The 18,595-nt window shown below is 62.5% G+C and carries 13 protein-coding genes; all 13 read left to right on the top strand.

Going from position 1 to position 18,595, the window contains the following annotated elements; genetic code table 11:
• Positions 1–35 precede the first annotated feature (35 nt).
• The 13 genes from mnxG (at position 36) to ACA070_RS10805 (ending at position 18,595) form a co-directional block, all read left to right on the top strand.
• Positions 36–5,867 (top strand): manganese-oxidizing multicopper oxidase MnxG, encoded by a 5,832-nt coding sequence (gene mnxG / locus ACA070_RS10745; protein ID WP_497451086.1) that lies wholly within the window; start codon positions 36–38, stop codon positions 5,865–5,867.
• A gap of 185 nt (positions 5,868–6,052) precedes the next feature.
• Positions 6,053–8,005: a YncE family protein gene (locus ACA070_RS10750; protein ID WP_497451087.1), complete on the top strand. Its 1,953-nt coding sequence runs from the start codon at positions 6,053–6,055 to the stop codon at positions 8,003–8,005.
• Positions 8,006–8,018: 13 nt separating this feature from the next.
• Positions 8,019–8,675, top strand: coding sequence for an SCO family protein (locus ACA070_RS10755; protein WP_497451088.1), 657 nt, complete (start codon positions 8,019–8,021; stop codon positions 8,673–8,675).
• The gene (locus tag ACA070_RS10760; RefSeq protein WP_497451089.1) at positions 8,672–9,292 is read left to right on the top strand and encodes an SCO family protein; all 621 of its coding nucleotides are present in this window, start codon (positions 8,672–8,674) and stop codon (positions 9,290–9,292) included. Before ACA070_RS10755 ends, ACA070_RS10760 begins: the two co-directional genes overlap by 4 nt.
• Positions 9,293–9,301: 9 nt before the next feature.
• Positions 9,302–10,852, top strand: a complete 1,551-nt coding sequence (locus ACA070_RS10765; protein WP_497451090.1) for a cytochrome c/ABC transporter substrate-binding protein — start codon at positions 9,302–9,304, stop codon at positions 10,850–10,852.
• Positions 10,853–10,866: 14 nt separating this feature from the next.
• The gene (locus ACA070_RS10770; RefSeq protein ID WP_497451091.1) at positions 10,867–11,820 is read left to right on the top strand and encodes a peptidylprolyl isomerase; all 954 of its coding nucleotides are present in this window, start codon (positions 10,867–10,869) and stop codon (positions 11,818–11,820) included.
• A gap of 219 nt (positions 11,821–12,039) precedes the next feature.
• Positions 12,040–12,573: a response regulator gene (locus ACA070_RS10775; RefSeq protein ID WP_497451092.1), complete on the top strand. Its 534-nt coding sequence runs from the start codon at positions 12,040–12,042 to the stop codon at positions 12,571–12,573.
• 84 nt (positions 12,574–12,657) lie between these two features.
• Entirely contained in the window at positions 12,658–14,364 is a 1,707-nt protein-coding gene (locus ACA070_RS10780; RefSeq protein WP_497451093.1) for a GspE/PulE family protein, read from the top strand.
• Positions 14,345–15,148 (top strand): hypothetical protein, encoded by an 804-nt coding sequence (locus ACA070_RS10785; protein WP_497451094.1) that lies wholly within the window; start codon positions 14,345–14,347, stop codon positions 15,146–15,148. Before ACA070_RS10780 ends, ACA070_RS10785 begins: the two co-directional genes overlap by 20 nt.
• Position 15,149: 1 nt before the next feature.
• Positions 15,150–15,695 carry a PilN domain-containing protein gene (locus tag ACA070_RS10790; RefSeq protein ID WP_497451095.1) on the top strand — a complete coding sequence of 182 codons (546 nt, stop codon included), beginning with the start codon at positions 15,150–15,152 and terminating at the stop codon, positions 15,693–15,695.
• Complete coding sequence (locus tag ACA070_RS10795) at positions 15,682–16,230, top strand: GspMb/PilO family protein (protein ID WP_461958248.1); 549 nt, start codon at positions 15,682–15,684, stop codon at positions 16,228–16,230. Before ACA070_RS10790 ends, ACA070_RS10795 begins: the two co-directional genes overlap by 14 nt.
• Complete coding sequence (locus tag ACA070_RS10800) at positions 16,230–16,748, top strand: hypothetical protein (RefSeq protein ID WP_497451096.1); 519 nt, start codon at positions 16,230–16,232, stop codon at positions 16,746–16,748. The genes ACA070_RS10795 and ACA070_RS10800 overlap by 1 nt, the downstream gene beginning before the upstream one ends.
• The gene (locus ACA070_RS10805; RefSeq protein ID WP_497451097.1) at positions 16,745–18,595 is read left to right on the top strand and encodes a secretin GspD/PilQ domain-containing protein; all 1,851 of its coding nucleotides are present in this window, start codon (positions 16,745–16,747) and stop codon (positions 18,593–18,595) included. Before ACA070_RS10800 ends, ACA070_RS10805 begins: the two co-directional genes overlap by 4 nt.

An 18,595-nucleotide genomic window follows, 5' to 3' on the forward strand; every position in this document is an offset into this window, starting at 1 on the left:
ATTCCCTGTGAGCACCCACAGCGAGGCCCGTGATCATGACCGGCATACCGTACGCTCCGACCCTGTTTAAATTTGCGCTGTTGGTAGTGTCGATGTTCGGCATCGAGCTGGCTGAAGCAGCCCTGCGTTGCGAGCGCAATCTGGTGGCGAACGTCGTGGCGCTGGATCAGCCGCTGATGTTCAACCGCCTCGGCGCGCAGAACGTCAACGGCATGATGTTCGCCCTGCGCCGCGACGTGGTCGACGACCACAATGTGTCCCTGGCCCAGGGCGGCGCGGCAGTGCCGGGCAAAGTCTCGCTGCGGCCCGACAAGCGTCCGCGGCCCTTGGTGTTGCGTGTGGCTGCCGGCGACTGCCTGACCATCAACCTGCAGAACCTGCTGGCGTATCAGGCCAACCCAGGCAGCCACGAAGACGGGGGAGAGGAAGAGGGCGAGATTGAGGGTGAAGTCGAAATCGGTGCAATAGACGACTGGAAAGTCGATGAGCAGGTCGCTGACCGTCATGTCGGCTTCCAGGTCAACGGCATGCAAGCGGTCAACAGCATCGACGACATCGCCTCGTACACCGGGCGCAACGGCAATTCGCTGGTCGCCCCCGGCGGCACCCGTTCCTACACCTTGTTCGCTGAGCGCGAAGGTGCATTCGCCGCCAGCAGCCGTGGTGCGACCTTCGGTGGTGAAGGCGATGCGGGCAACGTTGCCAACGGGCTGTTCGGCCAAGTGGTGGTGGTGCCCAAGGGCGGCCGCAGCTACCGCAACACCGTGACCGAAGAAGAGATGCGCCTGGCCAGCGCCGGCCGCACGCCGGCCGGTCAACCGATCGTCGATTACCAGGCGCGTTACCCGCAGCGCGAGCCGTGGATCCGTGAAGGCAAGGCCGGTACGCCGATCATCAACATGGTCGACGGCAATGAAATCATTTCCAGCGAAAGCGACGCGATTGTGATGGGCAGCAACGCCGACGGCAGCTTCCCGCCGTCGACCTATCCGCTGGAATCCGTCGGCAAACGCAACCCGGCGATCCCGAATCGGCTGGAACCGTTCCGCGATTTCGCCTCGCAGTTCCAGGATGAAACCGCCGCGACCCAGGCATTCCCCGCGTATTGGGCGGACCCGGTAATGGCCCACGTGCTGGAGCCGACCCGCGACTCGTTCATGATCAACTACGGCTCCGGCGGCATGGGCGCCGAGGTGGTGGCCAACCGGTTGGGCGTCGGGCCGATGCACGATTGCCTGTCCTGCGCCTATGAAGAATTTTTCCTCAGTTCGCACACCGTCGGCGACGTCGCGATGCTGGTGGACGTACCGGCCAACGCTGGCCTCGAAGGCATTCTTCCAGGGCAGGTACCGCGCGCCGACCAAATCGGGGTCAAGGCGACCATGGCGCTGTATCCATCCGAGCCATCCAACGTCAACCACAGCTACATCGGTGACTTCATCAAATTCCGCAACACCCACAACGGCCACGAACAGCACATTTTCCACCTGCACGGCCATCAGTGGCTGTTCAACCCCAACGACGACAATTCCGACTATGTGGATGCCCAAGGCATCGGTCCGGGCGCCGGCTACACCTATGAAATCGCCAACGGCGGTTCGGGTAACCGCAACCGCGTCGCCGGTGATGCGATCTACCACTGCCACTTCTACCCGCACTTCGCACAAGGCATGTGGAGCATGTGGCGGGTACACGACGTGTTTGAAGAAGGCACCAAACTCGAAGTCTCGCAACAAGGCACTGACGGTTACCACAGCGAACCCTACGCATTGCGCAGCGGCAAACCGGCGGCGGGCGCCCGGGCCTTGCCCGATGGCGAAATCGTTGCCGGTACACCGATCCCTGCGGTCGTGCCGCTGCCAGGCAAAGCCATGGCACCGATGCCGGGCAAAGTCGCGGTCGTGCCGAAAATCGGCGAAACCCTGGTTGCCGCTAACGATGACGACGATGACGATGATGACGACGGCGAACATCACGGTGGCAGCGGCGGCGCTCAAGCCATCGGTTCCCTGGCCCTGGTGGATCGCAGCGAAGCCAACCGCAATGCCGACGGCAGCCTGAAAAACCCTGGCTATCCGTTCTGGATCGGCGGCATGGAAACCTCGGTCGGCCAACGTCCACCAACCCCACCGCTGGACATGCTCGACGCCGCCAAGGCGCAGTCGTTGAAAACCAGTGGCAACGCCTTGTGGGCCAACCTCGACCCGGCTTCGTCCGGTGGTTGGGACGGCGGCCTGGGGCGTCATTCCCTGGACGGTTTCTCCGCCGGTGGCGTGGCGAACACCATTACCACGTCCCTGGATTTCTCCAAGGAAGTGACCCGCGCCAAACCGATTTACATGCCGGAAGAGGGCACCGAAGTCGAACAGGCGGCCATGGCCTTCCACGCCAAAAAAGACCATCCAAGTTTTGCCGTGCTGCCCGGTAATCAAATCGTGGCGAAGGCCTTCCGCACCAACGGTGCCTTGCCGATTGCCGGCGCGCCATACTACGAACCGTGCATGGATGACCGGCAAAAACGCCTGACCAGCAGCGCCGGCACTGGCGAGTTTGCCAGCGGCGAACGGGTCGACGGCATGTCTTACACCGGTTCCTCGACGTTCACCGCTGACCGTCCACGGGTCTACAAAGCGGCGAACATCCAGTTCGATGCGGTCTACAACAAGGTCGGCTACCACTTCCCGCAAGCGCGCATCCTGGCGCTGTGGGAAGACGCCTGGCCGGTGATCACCAAGCAGCGTCCGCCAGAGCCTTTGGTGATGCGCATGAACACCTTTGACTGCGTGCAATACCAGCAAACCAACCTGGTGCCGGCCACCTATGAGATGGACGACTATCAGGTGCGCACGCCGACCGACGTGATCGGCCAGCACATTCACCTGCCGAAATGGGACCTGACGGCGGCCGACGGTTCGGCCAACGGCTGGAACTACGAAGACGGCGTGCTTTCCCCGGGGGCCGTGCAAGAACGCATCCGCGCCATTCGCGAGTTCAACCAGTGCACAGGCACAGATCCTCGTGACGGCACCCCGGCCTGTCCGAAAGCCAAAAATCACCCGTACTTCGGTCAATTTGGCCGGGCCGACTGGGTGGGTGCGCGCACCGCGATGCAGCGCTGGTTTGTCGATCCGGTGGTGAACGCCAAAGGTGTCGACCGTGGCCTGGGGACCATCTTCACCCACGACCACCTCGGCCCATCGACTCACCAACAGATTGGTCTGTACGCCACCGTGCTGGCTGAACCGGCCGGTTCCACCTGGTTCCACGCTGAAACCGGCGAGCCGTTGTACAGCGGTGCGCGCCAGGACGGTGGGCCGACGTCGTGGCAAGCGGTGATTTCAACCGGTGACATCGACGGCGACGGCAAGAACGACAGCTTCCGTGAGTTCTTCCTCGAATACAGCGACTTCCAGCACGCCTATGAAGCCGGTGTGTATGTGGGCGCCGGTCCTAACGGCGTGCCTGATCCGCAAGCCTTCCCGGCCACCGCCGACAGCTTCCGCTACGCGATCAACCCGCCGGTGCGCAACAACGCCAGCACCTTGCTCGACGGCATCATTGAAGTGCAGGGCGGCATGGTGCCGGGTTGTCCGACTCGGCCATGCCCACAGGCGATCTCGGTCGATGACCCCGGCATGTTCGTGGTCAACTACCGCAACGAACCGCTGGCCTTGCGGGTGTACGACCCGAACAAGGTCGGCCCGGACGGCAAGCGCGGCATGCAGGCCGACGGCCTCGGCGGTGACCTGGCGTACGCCATGCAAAGCCGCACCGACCGCGCCATCCCGGCGATGAACCTGGCGCCTAACCTGGTCACCGCGGCCACCGGCCCAACCGGCGGCACCACGCTGTTCCCGCCACACGTCAACCGTGGCGGCGCGGAGCCGGGTGACCCGTTCACCCCGATGTTGCGCACCTATACCGGTGACAACGTGCGGCTGCGGGTGCATGCCGGCGGTCACGAAGAAGAGCACAACGTGACCCTGCACGGCGTGAAATGGCTGCAAAGCGGTTCCGGCTTCGGCAACAGCTCCAACTCCGGCTGGCGCGCGTCGCAGATGGTCGGTATCTCCGAACAGATGGGCTTCAATGCACCGGTCTCGATGCTTTCCAGTTCGGCGGCGACCACGGGGGACTACCTGTACTCGATGGACGCTTCCATTGAAGGTTACTGGAACGGTATCTGGGGCGTGATGCGCAACTACACGGCCCAGCGCAGCGATCTGTTCGCCGTGCCGAACAACCCTAAACCAGCGGGCATGCGCAATACCGTGGCATTCGATGGTTCCTGCCCTCGAATCAGCGCCAACCCCAATGGCATCGGCACCCGGCCGACCGTGCAACGCAACTATGAAGTGGTTGCGGCGCTGGCCAACGACATCCTGCGCAATCCGTTGAACCTGACCATCGGCGATCCGGCCGGCATCGGGCAACACGTGGGTGGGCCGTTGAATCCGGCGGGTGGCACCCTGGTGTTCAACTCGCGGCCGGTGAATATCCCGCAGGTCACCGTGGTCGATCCTGAAGATGGCGAAACAATCACCGTCGGCGGTCAAAGCGGCCCGTTGCACGATCCGACCGCGATCCTGTACGTGCGCAAATCCGACCTCGATCCGGTTACCGGCAAAATGAAACCAGGTGTACCGGTGGAGCCGCTGGTATTGCGCGCAGCGGCGGGTGACTGCATCAACGTCACCCTGGAAAACCGCTTGCCTGTGGTCATGCCCGACCTCACCCAGACTGCCGTGATGCAAGGGCTGGTCAAGCGTGATCGCAACAATGGCCAGGGCTCGACCATCTTCACCAACAACCTGATGCGGCCGTCGAGCCACGTGGGTCTGCACGCGCAACTGCTGGCGTACGACATCACCAAATCCGACGGCACCAACGTCGGCGCCAACCCGATCCAGACCGTGCCACCACGCATCGGCAACAGCGGCGCGTACCCGACCCGTACTTATCAGTACTACGCCGGGCACCTGGAACGTGAAGGCAAACCGGTCACGCAACTGGGCCGCAGTGTCGACAACATCAACGCCACGGCGGTGGAGTTCGGCGGACTGAATATCACCCCGGCGGACCTCATCAAACAACCGCAGAAAGGCTTGGGCGGGGCGATGACCATCCTGCCGGTCGGCGCAACCTGGGTTGAGGATGCGCGTAAAACCAACGCAACGGTCACGGCGCCAGGGCAGACCACTTACCGCGACTTTGCGATGGTCTGGCAGAAAGCGCTGAACATCCGCTGGGCCAATGGTCGGCCGGTGGAAGGCATTGCCGCCGAAGGGTTCGGTGTACCGACCGATCCACAGGACAACTCGAGCATGGCCATCAACTACAAGGCCGAGCCGATCTGGTTCCGCTTCGGGTTGGCGCCGGATGCGCCGTTCGGGCACGCCGACGGTGCCGGTTACGGTGACGTGCCTAACGCCCATATGGCGTATAGCAATGCGCTGATCGGGGGCGATCCTCAGACACCGGTGCTGTATGTGAAACCGGGGCAACCGTTCCGCACCCACATCATGATGCCGAGCGGTGGCAGTCGCGGCACGACCTTCCAACTGGACGGTCACGTCTGGTCGGTCAACCCGTTCCAGTCGGAGAAGAGCGATACCGGTGGTTATCCGATGTCCACGCCAGGGGTGGGGTCGGTGCGGTTTGGCTACAACCCGATGTCGATGTACATCGGCGCTCGTGAAAGCATCCTGCCGGCGGCGCACTTCAGCTTCATGCACCCGAGCGCCGGGGGCAGCAACGCGATACCGGGCGATTACCTGTACCGCGACTACGGCGCCTACGGCAACACCGCCGGGCTTTGGGGGGTGTTGCGGGTGACCAACGAACCTGAACCGGCACCGGCACCGTAAAGCCAGGGATGGGTGCTGACACCACCCCATCCCTGTAGGAGCGAGGCTTGCCCGCGAAGGCGTCATTCGCCTCACCACGAAAAACCGAGGTGACTTCATCGCGAGCAGGCTCACTCCCACAGGAGCTACACCAGCTCTATCAGGGCAAAGAGTAGGCAGGCACAGATCTGTAAGGGGAGCGTGTTATGAACAGGACTATCGGATTCGCCGGTTTTACGCTGTTTGTCGGGGTGGCGTTGATCAGCTTCGGCGTCTGGCGCACCGCGCCGACCAACCTGCTGAGCGAAGTCGCGCTGCCGGACACCTGGAGCAGTCAGAACCTCTCCCGTGACGGGATTTCGGTGGCGCTTGAGGTCAAGCCGCTGGCCGAGGATGGCGTGTTGCGTGAAGGCGAGTTTGCCGACGTGCAGTTCCGCGTCAGCGACAGTGCCTCGGGCCAGCCGTTGTCGGGCGTCAATCCCGGTGCCTGGCTGGATCCGGAAACCGTTGCCGCCGACCAGGCCCAGGGCCGCGAGCAAAGCTGCAAATCCCGCGTCGGGGTGTTCCTGAAATCGAGCATCGGTGCGCGGCCGATGCTCGATCTGAACAGCTACTTCCTGCTGGTGATGAACCGCGACGCCAGTGTCTCGGTGGTCGACCCATCGGTGTCGGTGGGCGGCATCACCAGCACCATGGCGCGGATCGACATCAAGCAACCGCCGATGGACTGGACCACACCCAAGGACAACAAACGGGTGTTCGTCTCCATGCCGACCGCCGATGAAGTGGCGGTGATCGACAGCGAGCAATTCAAAGTGATCGATTCGGTCGCCGCCGGCAGCAACCCGGTGCGCGTGGCCTTGCAACCGGACGAGCGCCTGCTGTGGGTCGGCAACAATGCCAAGACCGTCGAGCAGTCGGGCGTCACGGTGATCGACACCCGCAGCCTCAAGCCGCTCAAACACCTGGCCACCGGCGCCGGGCACCACGAAATCACCTTCAGCAAAGACAGCCGTTTTGCCTTCGTCAGCAACCGCGACGACGGCACGCTGAGCATTATCGACATCGCCAGCCTGACCATCAGCAAACAACTCAAGACCGGTTCGCACCCGCTCTCGGTCGCGTACTCGCCGCTGTCCCTGGCGGTGTATGTCGCCGATGGCAAGGACGGCACCGTGACCGTGGTCGATACCGCCAGCCTCGCGGTACGGCGGGTGATCAAGATGAAACAGGGCCTGGGCCCGATGGGGTTCAGCGCGGACGGGCGTTTCGGCATCGTCCTCAACACCCTGGAAAACCATGCAGCAGTGATCGACGCGGCCACCGATTCGATGATCCATGAACTGGACGTGTCCGCCGAACCGTACCAAGTGGTGTTTACCAAAGCCTACGCCTACATACGCGGGCTGGCCTCGGCCAAGGTCACGATGGTCAACCTCTCGTCGTTGGGCGCAGGCCGCACGCCGATCAGCCAGGGCTTCGAAGCCGGGCCTCAGGCGCCACGCCTGGCCGGTGATTTGCCACTGGCCTCAAGCCTGGCGGTGTCGCGGGACGACAACGCGGTGTTCGTGGTCAACCCGGTGGACAACACCACCTACTTCTACGCCGAAGGCATGAACGCGCCGATGTCCGGCTACCCCAATCGCGGGCAGGTGGCGCGGGCGGCCATGGTCATCGACCGCAGCCTGCGCGAGGTCGAGCCAGGGCTCTACAGTTCGCGGATCAAACTGCCAGTCGCCGGGCGTTTCGACGTGGCGTTCCTGCTCAACCAACCGAACATCATCCATTGCTTCACCGCGTTGGTTGAGCCAGACAAAAACCTCGCAAAACTCCCAGGCGTGCCAAAAGTCGAGTTCATGCTCGACAAATCCACGGCCGCCCTCGGCAGCCCTTACACCGTGCGGTTTCGCATTGTCCAGGGCCACCAGAAGGCACAACGCAGTGGGGTCAAGGACGTTCAGGTGCGCTACTTCCGCGCCCCGACATCCCGGGCCCAGCAAGTCGCCGCCCTTGAAGTGGGCAACGGCATCTACGAAGCCCCGGTGACCCTCGACCAGAACGGCGCCTGGTACCTGCACGTGCGCGCGGCGTCCCTTGGCGCGAGTTTCGATGACAAGACCTTTGCCAGCGTTCGGGTATTGCCCGGCGATGCCCACTGAAGAGGAAACCGACATGAACCGATTCGCACACCGTGGACTGCTGACGTTCTGCCTGTTGGCCGTCGGCATCGGCCAAGCCCTGGCGCACTCGGCGGACGAGCACGCCGGGCACGACATGCCGGCCAAAAGCGCCAGTTCAGAGAGCGCCCAGGTCAAATTCGCCGACGTGGCGCTGGTGGACCAGAACGGCAAACCGGTGCGACTCGAGAAGGATCTGGTGACCAACAAAATTGTGGTCATGAGTTTCATCTACACCAGTTGCACCACGGTGTGCCCGGTGGTGTCCTCGATCATGGGCAAGGTGCAGAAGCAACTCGGTGCCCGGGTCGGCGACGAGGTGCAGCTGGTGTCGATCAGCATCGACCCGCAGCGTGATGACGCCAAGCGCCTCAACGATTACGCCCGCAGCTTCCAGAAGGGACCGGGCTGGAGCTGGCTGACCGGCAGCTCGCAGTCGATCAACGAAACCCTCAAGGGCCTCGGCTCTTTCAGCGGTGACTTCAAAAGCCATCAGCCGCTGATCCTCGTCGGTGACGGCAACAGCCGCCACTGGACGCGCTTTTACGGTTTTACCGACCCGGCGGTACTCACACGTGAGGTCGAGAAACTCAGCGGCCAGCGCAACGCTCACGCCAAACACACTGCCATTGCCATGGAGCATCAGCCATGAAAGCCCTCCTTTTGATCTTCCTGACGATGTGTTTTTGCGTGATCAGCTTTATGGCGTTTTCCCACGAAGGACACCAGGAGCCCACGTCGCCGGTGGCCGCCGAGCAACCGGCCAGCGGCACGCGGGATGCGAAAACCTGGTTCACCGACACACCGTTGCAGGACCAGAACGGCAACACGCTGCGCTTCTACAGCGACGCGCTGCAAAACCGCGTAGTGCTGCTGAACGTGATTTTCACCAGTTGCAACGATGCCTGCCCGCTGATCACCCGCAAGCTCAAGGAAGTCCGTGAGGTGCTGGGCGACAAGGCCGATGGCATTACCTTTATCTCCCTTACCAGTGATCCGCTGCGCGATACGCCGGCGGTACTCAAGGCTTACACCTTGAAGCAGGGCGTCGATGGCCCCCACTGGCTTTTTCTCACCGGCGACAAGGCGCAAATGGACCTTGTACTGGGGCGCATCGGCCAGATTGTGCCGACCCCCGAGCAGCATTCAACGCAGCTGATTGTCGGTGACGTGGCCAACAAACGCTGGAGCAAAATCCGTCCCGATGCACCGGCCGCCGCCATTGCCCAGCGCTTGCAGTTGCTGACAATGCCCGTGGCCGGTCGTTGAGCCTGCGCCATGAACATTGCCCTCGCCCTCAGTCTGCTCCTTCTCGGCGGCATCAGCCTTGCCGCCAGTGCGTTGCCGCTGAGCCCCAGCGAAAGCGCCGGTAAACGGCTGTACCGCGAGGGTGTGTCGGGGAGTGGTGAGCCGATCATGGCCCGGGTGGGCGCGGCAGGCATGCTGCTGCCGGCCACCAGCCTGCCATGCGCCAATTGCCATGGCGCCGATGCCCAGGGACGGCCCGAAGGCGGGGTACGGCCGCCGGACATCAGCTGGTCGCGCCTTTCCAGCAGTTACGGTCAGCAGCAGGTCAATGGTCGCAATTACCCGGCCTACACCGAGGGCGCACTCGCCCGGGCGATCCAGGAAGGGCGTGATTCGGCGAACAATCGGCTGGACCCGGCGATGCCACGGTTCGTGCTGTCGATGAATGATCAGCGCAACCTCACGGCCTACCTCAAGCGCGTGGCCGAGGACCGCGATCCGGGGTTGACCGCGGACAGTTTGCACCTGGGCACCTTGTTGCCGAGTCACGGACCGTTGAGCGAGGAGGGCGCGACGGTGGCGGCGGTGCTCAAGGGCAGCGTGGCGCGGATCAACGAGGCGGGCGGGATTCATGGCCGGCAATTGCGCCTGACCATCCTCGATCCGGGCCCGGACCGCGCCAGTGCCGAACAGGCGCTGGACCGCTTGATCGATAAGGAGCAAGTGTTCGCCCTGATCGCGCCGCTGGCACCTGCGCTCGACACAGAGCTGGCTACGCGGCTGGAACGCGCCGGCATTCCGCTGATCGGGCCGCTCTCGCTGCAGGGCATGGCCCAGACCAGTCGGCAGATTTTCGAACCGCTGTCCGGGCTGCGTGAACAACTGATCGCCCTGGCCGACTACGGTGCTGCCAATTTGCGCTTGCTCCAGGGGCCGACATTGATCACCTACCCGGATGAGCCGAGCCAACGACTGGCGGCGCAGAACCTCGGCCAGTACTTGCAAGATCACGCCTGGCAGCAAGTGCGGTTGCACGCCTACAACTCGGCGCCGGAAGAGTTGCCGCTGGGCTCGCGATCAGTGTTTTACCTGGGCAACGGCGGCGGTTTCAGTCGCCTTGCCGAGCGCTTGCAAACGGCGGGGCAGGTGCCGTACCTGTTCGCCGCGTCGAATCAGGTGGCAGGCGACCTGTTTCAATTGCCCAGTGGTTTTTCCCGGCGGGTGTTTCTGGCCTATCCGTTCGTGCCCAGTGACTGGACGCTGTCCGGGCGCCTGGCCTTGACGCAATTGCGCAAGAACCAGGGGCTGGGCGGTGAACACGCAGTGCTGCAAGTCGGCGCCTACAGTTCGATGCTGCTGCTCAGCGAAGGCATGAAACAGGCCGGGCGCGACGCCAGCCACGAGAAGCTCATCAGCGCCCTTGAAGGGTTGCACGATTTCGACACCGGGCTGACCCCACTGATCAGCTTCGGTCCGGGTCGCCGGCTGGGCTTGAGTGGTGCCCATATCGTCACCGTAGATTTGCCCGACCAGCGCTTCTATCTGGTTGCACCGTACAAACCCATTGCCGCGACACCCTGACGGGAGGCCTGATGATGAACCTCAAGACTCTGCTGATCCTGCTGACGCTGTGGGGCCCCATGGCGTTCGCCAGTAATGGCCCGGCCGCCGCGCGAGTCAACGGCGAAGTTATTTCCGAGTTCCGCCTGGAGCGTTATTTCGCCGAGTACCTGGAGGACCAGGGCCGGGCGGTGGGCAGCATTCGTAACCCCACGGCGTACAAGCAATTGCGCAAGAAAGCGCTGGACGCCCTGATCGACAAAGAGTTGCTGTGGCAAGAGGCGCGCAAGCGCGGGGTGGAGATCAGCGACGAGGTGGTGCAAAGCCAGGTTGAGCAGACGCGGCAAGCGATCGGTGGTGCCGAGGTGTTCGCCCGCAGGCTCGAAGACGCCGGTTTCGACGAAGCCACCTTTATCGAGTACACACGCCGTGAGCTGGCGGCGCAGCAAGTCTTTGCCGACCTCCTGAAGGTCACTGAGCCAGACGAAAAACAGGTCCGCGCGTTCTACGAGGAACACCGCGCCGAAATGAGCACACCGGAGCAAATCCAGGCGCGGCACATCCTGGTCAAAGTGCCACAGGGCGCCGATGCCGCCACAGTTGAAACAGCCCGGCTACGCTTAGAGGAGATGCGGGTGAAAATCAGCCAGGGCGAGGACTTTGCCAGCGTTGCCCGGGCCGGCTCCGAAGATGCTTCCGCCACCGAAGGCGGGGATCTGGGCTATTTTCCCCGTGGGCGCATGATGCCGGAATTCGAAGCAGCGGCATTTGCCCTGGCGCCGGGCGCCGTCAGCGCGCCGGTGCGTACGCCGCTGGGCTGGCATTTGATCTACTTGCAGAACCACATGGAGGCGACCGATGTCTCAGAAACTCAGGGGCTTGAAATGGTTCGGGCTTACCTTGCCCGACAGCAAAAGGATCAGGCTCGTCTGCAGGTTCTGGCGCAGTTGCGATCCAGCAACCGAATCGAACGGATTGACGACGATTGAAGGTTCCCCCCCTAATGTGGGGAAAGCTTCAGGGGCAATTCCGAGCGCTTCCCCGCCTTTGGGGGACGGGGTTCCTGAACGAAAAGATTTTTTCATGAAAATCAAAGAGATGAATCGGCCAAGAACCGACGCTCAGTCTGGCATGAAGTGTGCGTTAGCCTAATTAAGGCGCGTACTCCCAGGCACGAATTTCGGACCTGCGGTTTCAAGGAGTCCACCTTGTTAAACAAAATACTGGTTGTTGAAGACGAACAGCTGCTGGCGGAAAACCTCAAGAATTATCTCGAGGCGCAAGCACTGGAAGTCCGGATAGCTCACGACGGTGCCGAGGCAATCGACGAAGTCGAACGTTTTGCACCCGATGTGATGGTGTTCGATTACCGCTTGCCCGATATGGAAGGCTTTCAGGTGCTCGATGCCGTCCGCCAGAACAGGAAGTGCCATTTTGTGCTGATTACCGGGCACCCAACCGCTGAAGTCTGTGAGCGGGCCCGGCAACTGGGAGTCAGCCATATCCTGTTCAAACCGTTTCCAATGGCGGAATTGGCCCGAGCAGTTTGTGACCTTCTGGGGATGGAGCGGGAAAACCGAACAGGCGCGAGCCCATCCGAAGGATTCGTCGAACGACGCCAGAGCAGGACCGAAAGCTTCCCGCTGCAGTTGTACGATGGCAGTTGGGTGCTGGCAGATCGTCGACGAAGTCTATCGACCTCCAAGGCACCAGGCGACGAACAATTGCTCACCGGGGAGTAGTGGCGCGACAAGACGTTCCGGCATACGCCGAAATGGCCTGCCGCGTCGACAGGGCTCAAAGCCCCCGGCGTTGGAGAGCAAGCCATGGACCGTCTATCCCTTGCCGTAGAACCGGCGCTGTTGGAATGTGTACCGTCGCGATTTTCCAGTGAACAGCTGGTCCAGGCCCGAGCCCGGGCAACCAGCTCCGGCGAGCGGGTTCTGGAAGCCCTCTGGGTGTTGTCCGAACTGGCCCCCATGCCCTTCATCCAGCGCCTCGGCGCTACCTTGCATTATCCGGTGCTCGACACCGACACCCTGTTTCAAGCCACCCCGGTGTTCGACCGGGTCACCCTGGCCCAATGCCTCAAGCGCGAATTCATCCTGCTGCGTCACGACGATGCGGTCATTGGCGTGTTTGCCGACCCGTTTGATACGTCGCGTCTGGCCTGGATCGATGATTGCCTGCACGGTGCGCCGCTGTACCTGGTGCATGCCGATGACCTGAAAGCCTACCTGGCGCGCCACGAAGAGAGTTTCCATGCGGTGGAATCGCTCAACGCCCAGGCCGACGCCAATGTCGAAATCGATACCCTGCAAAGCCTGTCCCTGACCAGCATCAGCGAAGACGCCAGCGTGGTGGTCAAACTGGTCAACTCGACCCTCTACGACGCGCTGAAAATGCACGCCAGCGACATCCATCTGGGCACCACCGGCAGCGGCCTGGTGATCAAATACCGGATCGACGGCGTGCTGAACAACATCAGCAAAATCCAGGGCAGCGAGTTCGCCGAGCAGGTGATCTCCCGGGTCAAAGTCATGGCCGAACTGGACATCGGCGAAAAACGCGTGCCTCAGGACGGTCGCTTCAAGATCGGCATCAGCGGTCGGCAGATCGACTTCCGGGTGTCGATCATGCCGAGCATTTTTGGCGAAGACGCGGTGCTGCGGGTCCTCGACAAACAGGACCTCGCGGATAAGGTCAGTGGCGTGCAATTGCAGGCCCTGGGCTTTGAAGACGAAACCCTGCGCGCGTTGCGCCGGCTGGCCGCCGAACCTTACGGCATGGTGCTGGTGACCGGCCCGACCGGCAGCGGCAAGACCACCACCCTCTACGCGATGATCACCGAGATCAACCACGGCGTGGACAAGATCATCACCATTGAAGACCCGGTGGAATACCAACTGCCGGGCGTCCTGCAAATCCCGGTCAATGAAAAGAAAGGCCTGACCTTTGCCCGTGGCCTGCGCTCGATCCTGCGCCATGACCCGGACAAGATCATGGTCGGTGAAATCCGCGACCCCGATACGGCGCAGATCGCGGTGCAATCGGCCCTGACCGGGCACTTGGTGTTCACCACCATTCACGCCAACAACGTGTTCGACGTGATCGGCCGCTTTACCCAGATGGAAATCGACCCTTACAGCCTCGTCTCGGCCCTCAATGCGGTGCTGGCCCAGCGGCTGATCCGTCTGGTGTGCGCCAGTTGCAGCGCGCCGAGCAACCCGACCGATGAAGAACTGCGCCTCTCCGGGCTCGACCCGCAAAAGGTCGATCACTACCACTTCGTCCATGGCAAGGGCTGTGGCCATTGCCGGGGCACCGGTTATCGCGGGCGTACCGCGATTGCCGAGCTGCTGCACCTGGACGACGAACTGCGGCAAATGATCGTCGAGCGCCAACCCGTTTCGAAGATCAAGGCACACGCTTGCAAACGTGGCTTGCGCCTGTTGCGCGAATCCGCTCTGGAACTGGTGCAGGAAGGGCGGACCACGCTCGAGGAGATCAATCGTGTCACTTTTGTCTCGTGATCGTTATGTCGCCGTGCTCGGCGCCAGTGGTGTCGGCCTGGGCCAGCGCAAGGGTGGCGACACCCTGTGGCTGGGCAGCGTCGGCTTTATCGACGAAGGCTTCCATGCCTGGGCCGTCGCCCTCGAAACCCTCGATCGCTTGCTGGGCGAACACGCGCCTGCCGGTGCGGAATTGAGCGTGGTGGTCTCCGGTCACTTCAGCCGCTTCTGCCTGGTGCCGTGGAGCGAACAGATCACCAGCCCCGACGAACTGCTGGGATTTGCCCAACTGTGTTTCGAAGACCTCTACGGCGTACCGACTCAACCCTGGAGCATGGTGCTGTCGGCTGAACCGGCGGGTTACGACCGGATCGCCACCGCGCTGCCGCAAGACTTGCTGGCGCGTCTGCGCAGCCTGGTCAGCGGTCGCGGCCTGCGCCTGCGGTCGGTGCAGCCGTACCTGATGGCGGCGTTCAATCACTTCGATAAAAGCCTCGATGCCGGCGACTTTCTGTTCGTGGTCGCCGAGCCGGTGCGCAGTGTCTTGCTGCTGGCCAGGGAAGGGCGCTGGACCTCGGTGCGTTCGGTGGGCAGCAGCGACAGCGATGCCGCACTGACCGCGCTGATCGGTCGTGAAAACCAGTTGCAAGCCTCCACCAGCGACCGGCCGCTGAACGTTTACCTGCACGCTCCCGCGCGCATCGACGTGCAGCCCGACGTACCCGGTGTGCACTTGCGCACCCTCGAAGAGGACCGGACATCCGTACACGATTGTTTGTACGTCATGTCCCGGGCGGTGGCCTGACATGCGCGCCCTGACACTCGACTTTCAGCCGCGCCGCCGCTCGGGCCCTTTGGGCTGGAGCCTGCTGGCGGGTGGCGTGGTGCTGGTCGTGACCTGTTTTATCGCCCAGCAGCACGTCGCCGAACAGGCCTCGCAACAGCAAGGCCATCTGCAACACGCCCAGCGCGAACTCACGGGCGACACCGGCAGCAAAGTCACCCTGAGCCCGGCCGAAACCCGCGAGCAGGCACAGAACCTGGCGGAAATGCGCAAGGTCTCGCAGCAACTGCGCCGGCCCTGGGAGCGCCTGTTCGCCATGCTCGAAGCCATGCCGCGCGACAACGTTGCCTTGCTGACCCTGACCCCGGATGCCCGCAAAGGCCAGGTACGCATCAGCGCCGAGGCACGGGACCTGGAAGCGATGCTCGATTTTCACCGCCGCCTCGAAGCCAGCGACGAGCTCTCCGATGTGTCGCTGCTCAGCCACGAAATCGTCGTGAAATCACCGGAACAACCGGTGCAATTCAACCTGTCGGCTAGCTGGGAGATCGGCGATGCAAATCTCTAGATTGATCGTCCACGAATACCTGCAAGGCCTGGGCGTACCCGGCCTGGCAGGGCTGGCGATGTTGCTGCTGGCGCTGGCCTGGGCCTTGGGTGGCTTGATGCCGGACTGGAACTCGTTGCAAACCCTCAGCCAACAGACCCGCGAAGCCGGCGAGTACCTGGCCAAGGTTGAAGACGGCAGTGTCGCCGCCCCGGTGGTGCCGCAACGTCAGCTCGATGACTTCCGCAGCAAGTTGCCGTCGCAGCCCCAAGCCACCGTGGCCATCGACAAGATCTACGCGCTGGCGGCCCAGGAACACATCACCCTGGCACGGGGTGAATACTCACTGGGCATCGACCCCAAGACCCATCTGGCGCGTTATCAGATTTTGCTGCCGGTGCGCGGCAGCTACCCGCAACTGCGGCGCTTCCTGCACGCGTTGCTCGGCCAGTTGCCGGCCGTGGTGGTGGAGGACGTGGAGTTCCAGCGTAAAAAGATCGCCGACACCGACCTGACCGGGCGGATCCGCATGACCCTTTACCTGTCGAGGTCATGATGAATACCAAACGCGTGGTGGGTTGGGTGGGGTTCTTCGGCGTGGCCGCGGCGCTGACCTGGGGGCCTGATTACTTCATGCCGTCGGAGGAAGGCGATGCATTGGTCGCGACCGCGACGACGCCCGTCAAAAGCAAAACCCGCGGCACGCTGCCGGCCGTAGCAGCCAGTGGCAAGCCAGCGGCAATCAAAGACCTGAGCCCGTCCGGCGACCTGTTCGCCGCCCGCAGTTGGAAGGCCGCACCGACGCTGGCCAGCGTCACCGAACAACCCGTCAACCAGACCCCGGTGGTGCAAGTCCCCAGCGTACCGCCGATGCCTTTCCAGTTCATCGGCAAGCTGACTGACCGTTCCGACCTGCAAGTGTTTTTGCAGAACGGCGAAAAAATATACGTCGTGCGCAAAGGGGATGTGATCGACGACACCTGGCGGATCGAGGGGATTTCCGATGTGGAACTCAGCTTTATCTACCTGCCTCTGCATTTGTCCCAGACCTTGTCTGTGGGGAGCACGCAATGATCAGATCATGCCGTAATACGAAAGGAGCGCTGATGAGCGTTTGCCTGTGCGCAGCGCTGGCCGCGTGCAGTTCGGCGCAAGTCGCCAAGCAGGAGGGCACCGACCTGATGGCGTCGGGGCAGTACGAAGCCGGCCTGGCCCGTATCGAGGAAGGGCTCAAGGAAAACCCTCGCGACACTGAGTTGCACATAGCCCTGACCAGCGGCCGCGCCCGTGCGGTGACGGCGTTGTTGACCCAGGGCGATATGGATCGCGCCCAGCGTGATTTCGCTTCGGCCCGCATGGCCTATAGCCGGGTGTTGACCCTCGAGCCGAACAACCGCCGTGCCCAGGATTCCCTGCGCCAACTCGAACACATGCGCAGTCTGGATGACAAACTCGAACTGGCCCGGGGCGACCTGCGTCGCGGCGATATCTACGGCGCCGACCGCCAGGTCAAACAAATCCTCGAACTGGACCCCAAGAACGATGGCGCCCTCGAGCTGCAAAGCAATATCCGTCTGGTGCAAAGCCGCAACGTGATTCCTTATCCGCAACTGCGCACCCGTCTCGACCGCCCGGTGACCCTGGAATTTCGCGACGCCAACCTGAAAACCATCTTCGAAGTGCTGTCCCAGGTCGCCGGTTTGAACTTCATCTTCGACAAGGACCTGCGCCCGGACATGAAAGCCACCATCTTCGTGCGTGACGTGCGCATCGAAGACGCCGTGGAACTGCTGCTGCAACAGAACCAGCTGCACCAGAAAGTGGTGAACGAAAACACCTTGCTGATCTACCCGGACTCGCCGCAGAAGCTCAAGGATTATCAAGAGCTGGTGATGCGCACCTTTTACCTGACCAGCATCGATGCCAACACCGCGCTGAACATGATCAAGACCATGCTCAAGACCCGTGACGTGTTCGTCGATGAACGCCTCAACACCCTGACCATGCGTGACTCCGAAGACGCCGTGCGCATGGCCGAGAAACTCCTGCAATCCCAAGACCAGTCCAACCCGGAAGTGGTGCTGGAAGTGGAGGTGATGGAAGTCGCCACGCAGCGGATTCTCGACCTTGGCCTGCAATGGCCGAACACTTTCGGCGTGGTCAACAGCGACGGTTCGGCGGTGACGTTGCTCGATCAACTCAAAGGCATCAACTCCAGCCGGATCACCATTTCGCCTTCGCCGCAGGCCAAAATCAACGCCCAGGACAACGACATCAACACCCTGGCCAGCCCGGTGATCCGGGTCAGCAACCGTGAGCAGGCGCGTATCCACATCGGTCAGCGTGTGCCGATCATCAGCGCCACCTCGGTGCCGTCGACCCAAGGCCCGGTCATTACCGAAAGCGTCACTTACCTGGACGTCGGTCTGAAGCTCGAAGTGCAACCGACCGTGCACCTGAACAATGAAGTGGCGATCAAGATCGCTCTGGAAGTGAGTAACGCCACGCCGCTGGAGCCGACCCGCCAAGGCACGATTCCGGTTCAGGTCGACACCCGCAACGCCCAGACCACCCTGCGTCTGCATGATGGCGAAACCCAGGTGCTGGCCGGCCTGATGCGTGACGATCATGGCGCCACCGGCAACAAGATTCCGGGTCTTGGCGACATCCCCGGTCTGGGCCGGTTGTTCGGCAGCAACAAGGACACCGTCGGCAAGTCGGAACTGGTGCTCTCCATCACCCCGCGGATCGTGCGCAACCTGCCGTACCAGAGCCCGTCGGATATGGAATTCCCTACCGGCACCGAAACCAGCATGCACATCCAGGCGCCTGACCGCCGGATGCCAGCGCCGATTCAGAACGAACACATCGACCGGCCGGTTGCTTCCAATTCCACCCCTGTTGTCGTCGAGAAGCCTTGA

Source organism: Pseudomonas sp. LBUM1678 (assembly GCF_059695575.1).

Coding starts and splice junctions, on each gene's coding strand:
- ACA070_RS10765 (WP_497451090.1), top strand. CDS start 9,302: ATGAACATTGCCCTCGCCCTCAGTCTGCTCCTTCTCGGCGGCATCAGC.
- ACA070_RS10750 (WP_497451087.1), top strand. CDS start 6,053: ATGAACAGGACTATCGGATTCGCCGGTTTTACGCTGTTTGTCGGGGTG.
- ACA070_RS10790 (WP_497451095.1), top strand. CDS start 15,150: ATGCGCGCCCTGACACTCGACTTTCAGCCGCGCCGCCGCTCGGGCCCT.
- ACA070_RS10800 (WP_497451096.1), top strand. CDS start 16,230: ATGAATACCAAACGCGTGGTGGGTTGGGTGGGGTTCTTCGGCGTGGCC.
- ACA070_RS10770 (WP_497451091.1), top strand. CDS start 10,867: ATGAACCTCAAGACTCTGCTGATCCTGCTGACGCTGTGGGGCCCCATG.
- ACA070_RS10780 (WP_497451093.1), top strand. CDS start 12,658: ATGGACCGTCTATCCCTTGCCGTAGAACCGGCGCTGTTGGAATGTGTA.
- ACA070_RS10805 (WP_497451097.1), top strand. CDS start 16,745: ATGATCAGATCATGCCGTAATACGAAAGGAGCGCTGATGAGCGTTTGC.
- ACA070_RS10760 (WP_497451089.1), top strand. CDS start 8,672: ATGAAAGCCCTCCTTTTGATCTTCCTGACGATGTGTTTTTGCGTGATC.
- ACA070_RS10795 (WP_461958248.1), top strand. CDS start 15,682: ATGCAAATCTCTAGATTGATCGTCCACGAATACCTGCAAGGCCTGGGC.
- mnxG (WP_497451086.1), top strand. CDS start 36: ATGACCGGCATACCGTACGCTCCGACCCTGTTTAAATTTGCGCTGTTG.
- ACA070_RS10755 (WP_497451088.1), top strand. CDS start 8,019: ATGAACCGATTCGCACACCGTGGACTGCTGACGTTCTGCCTGTTGGCC.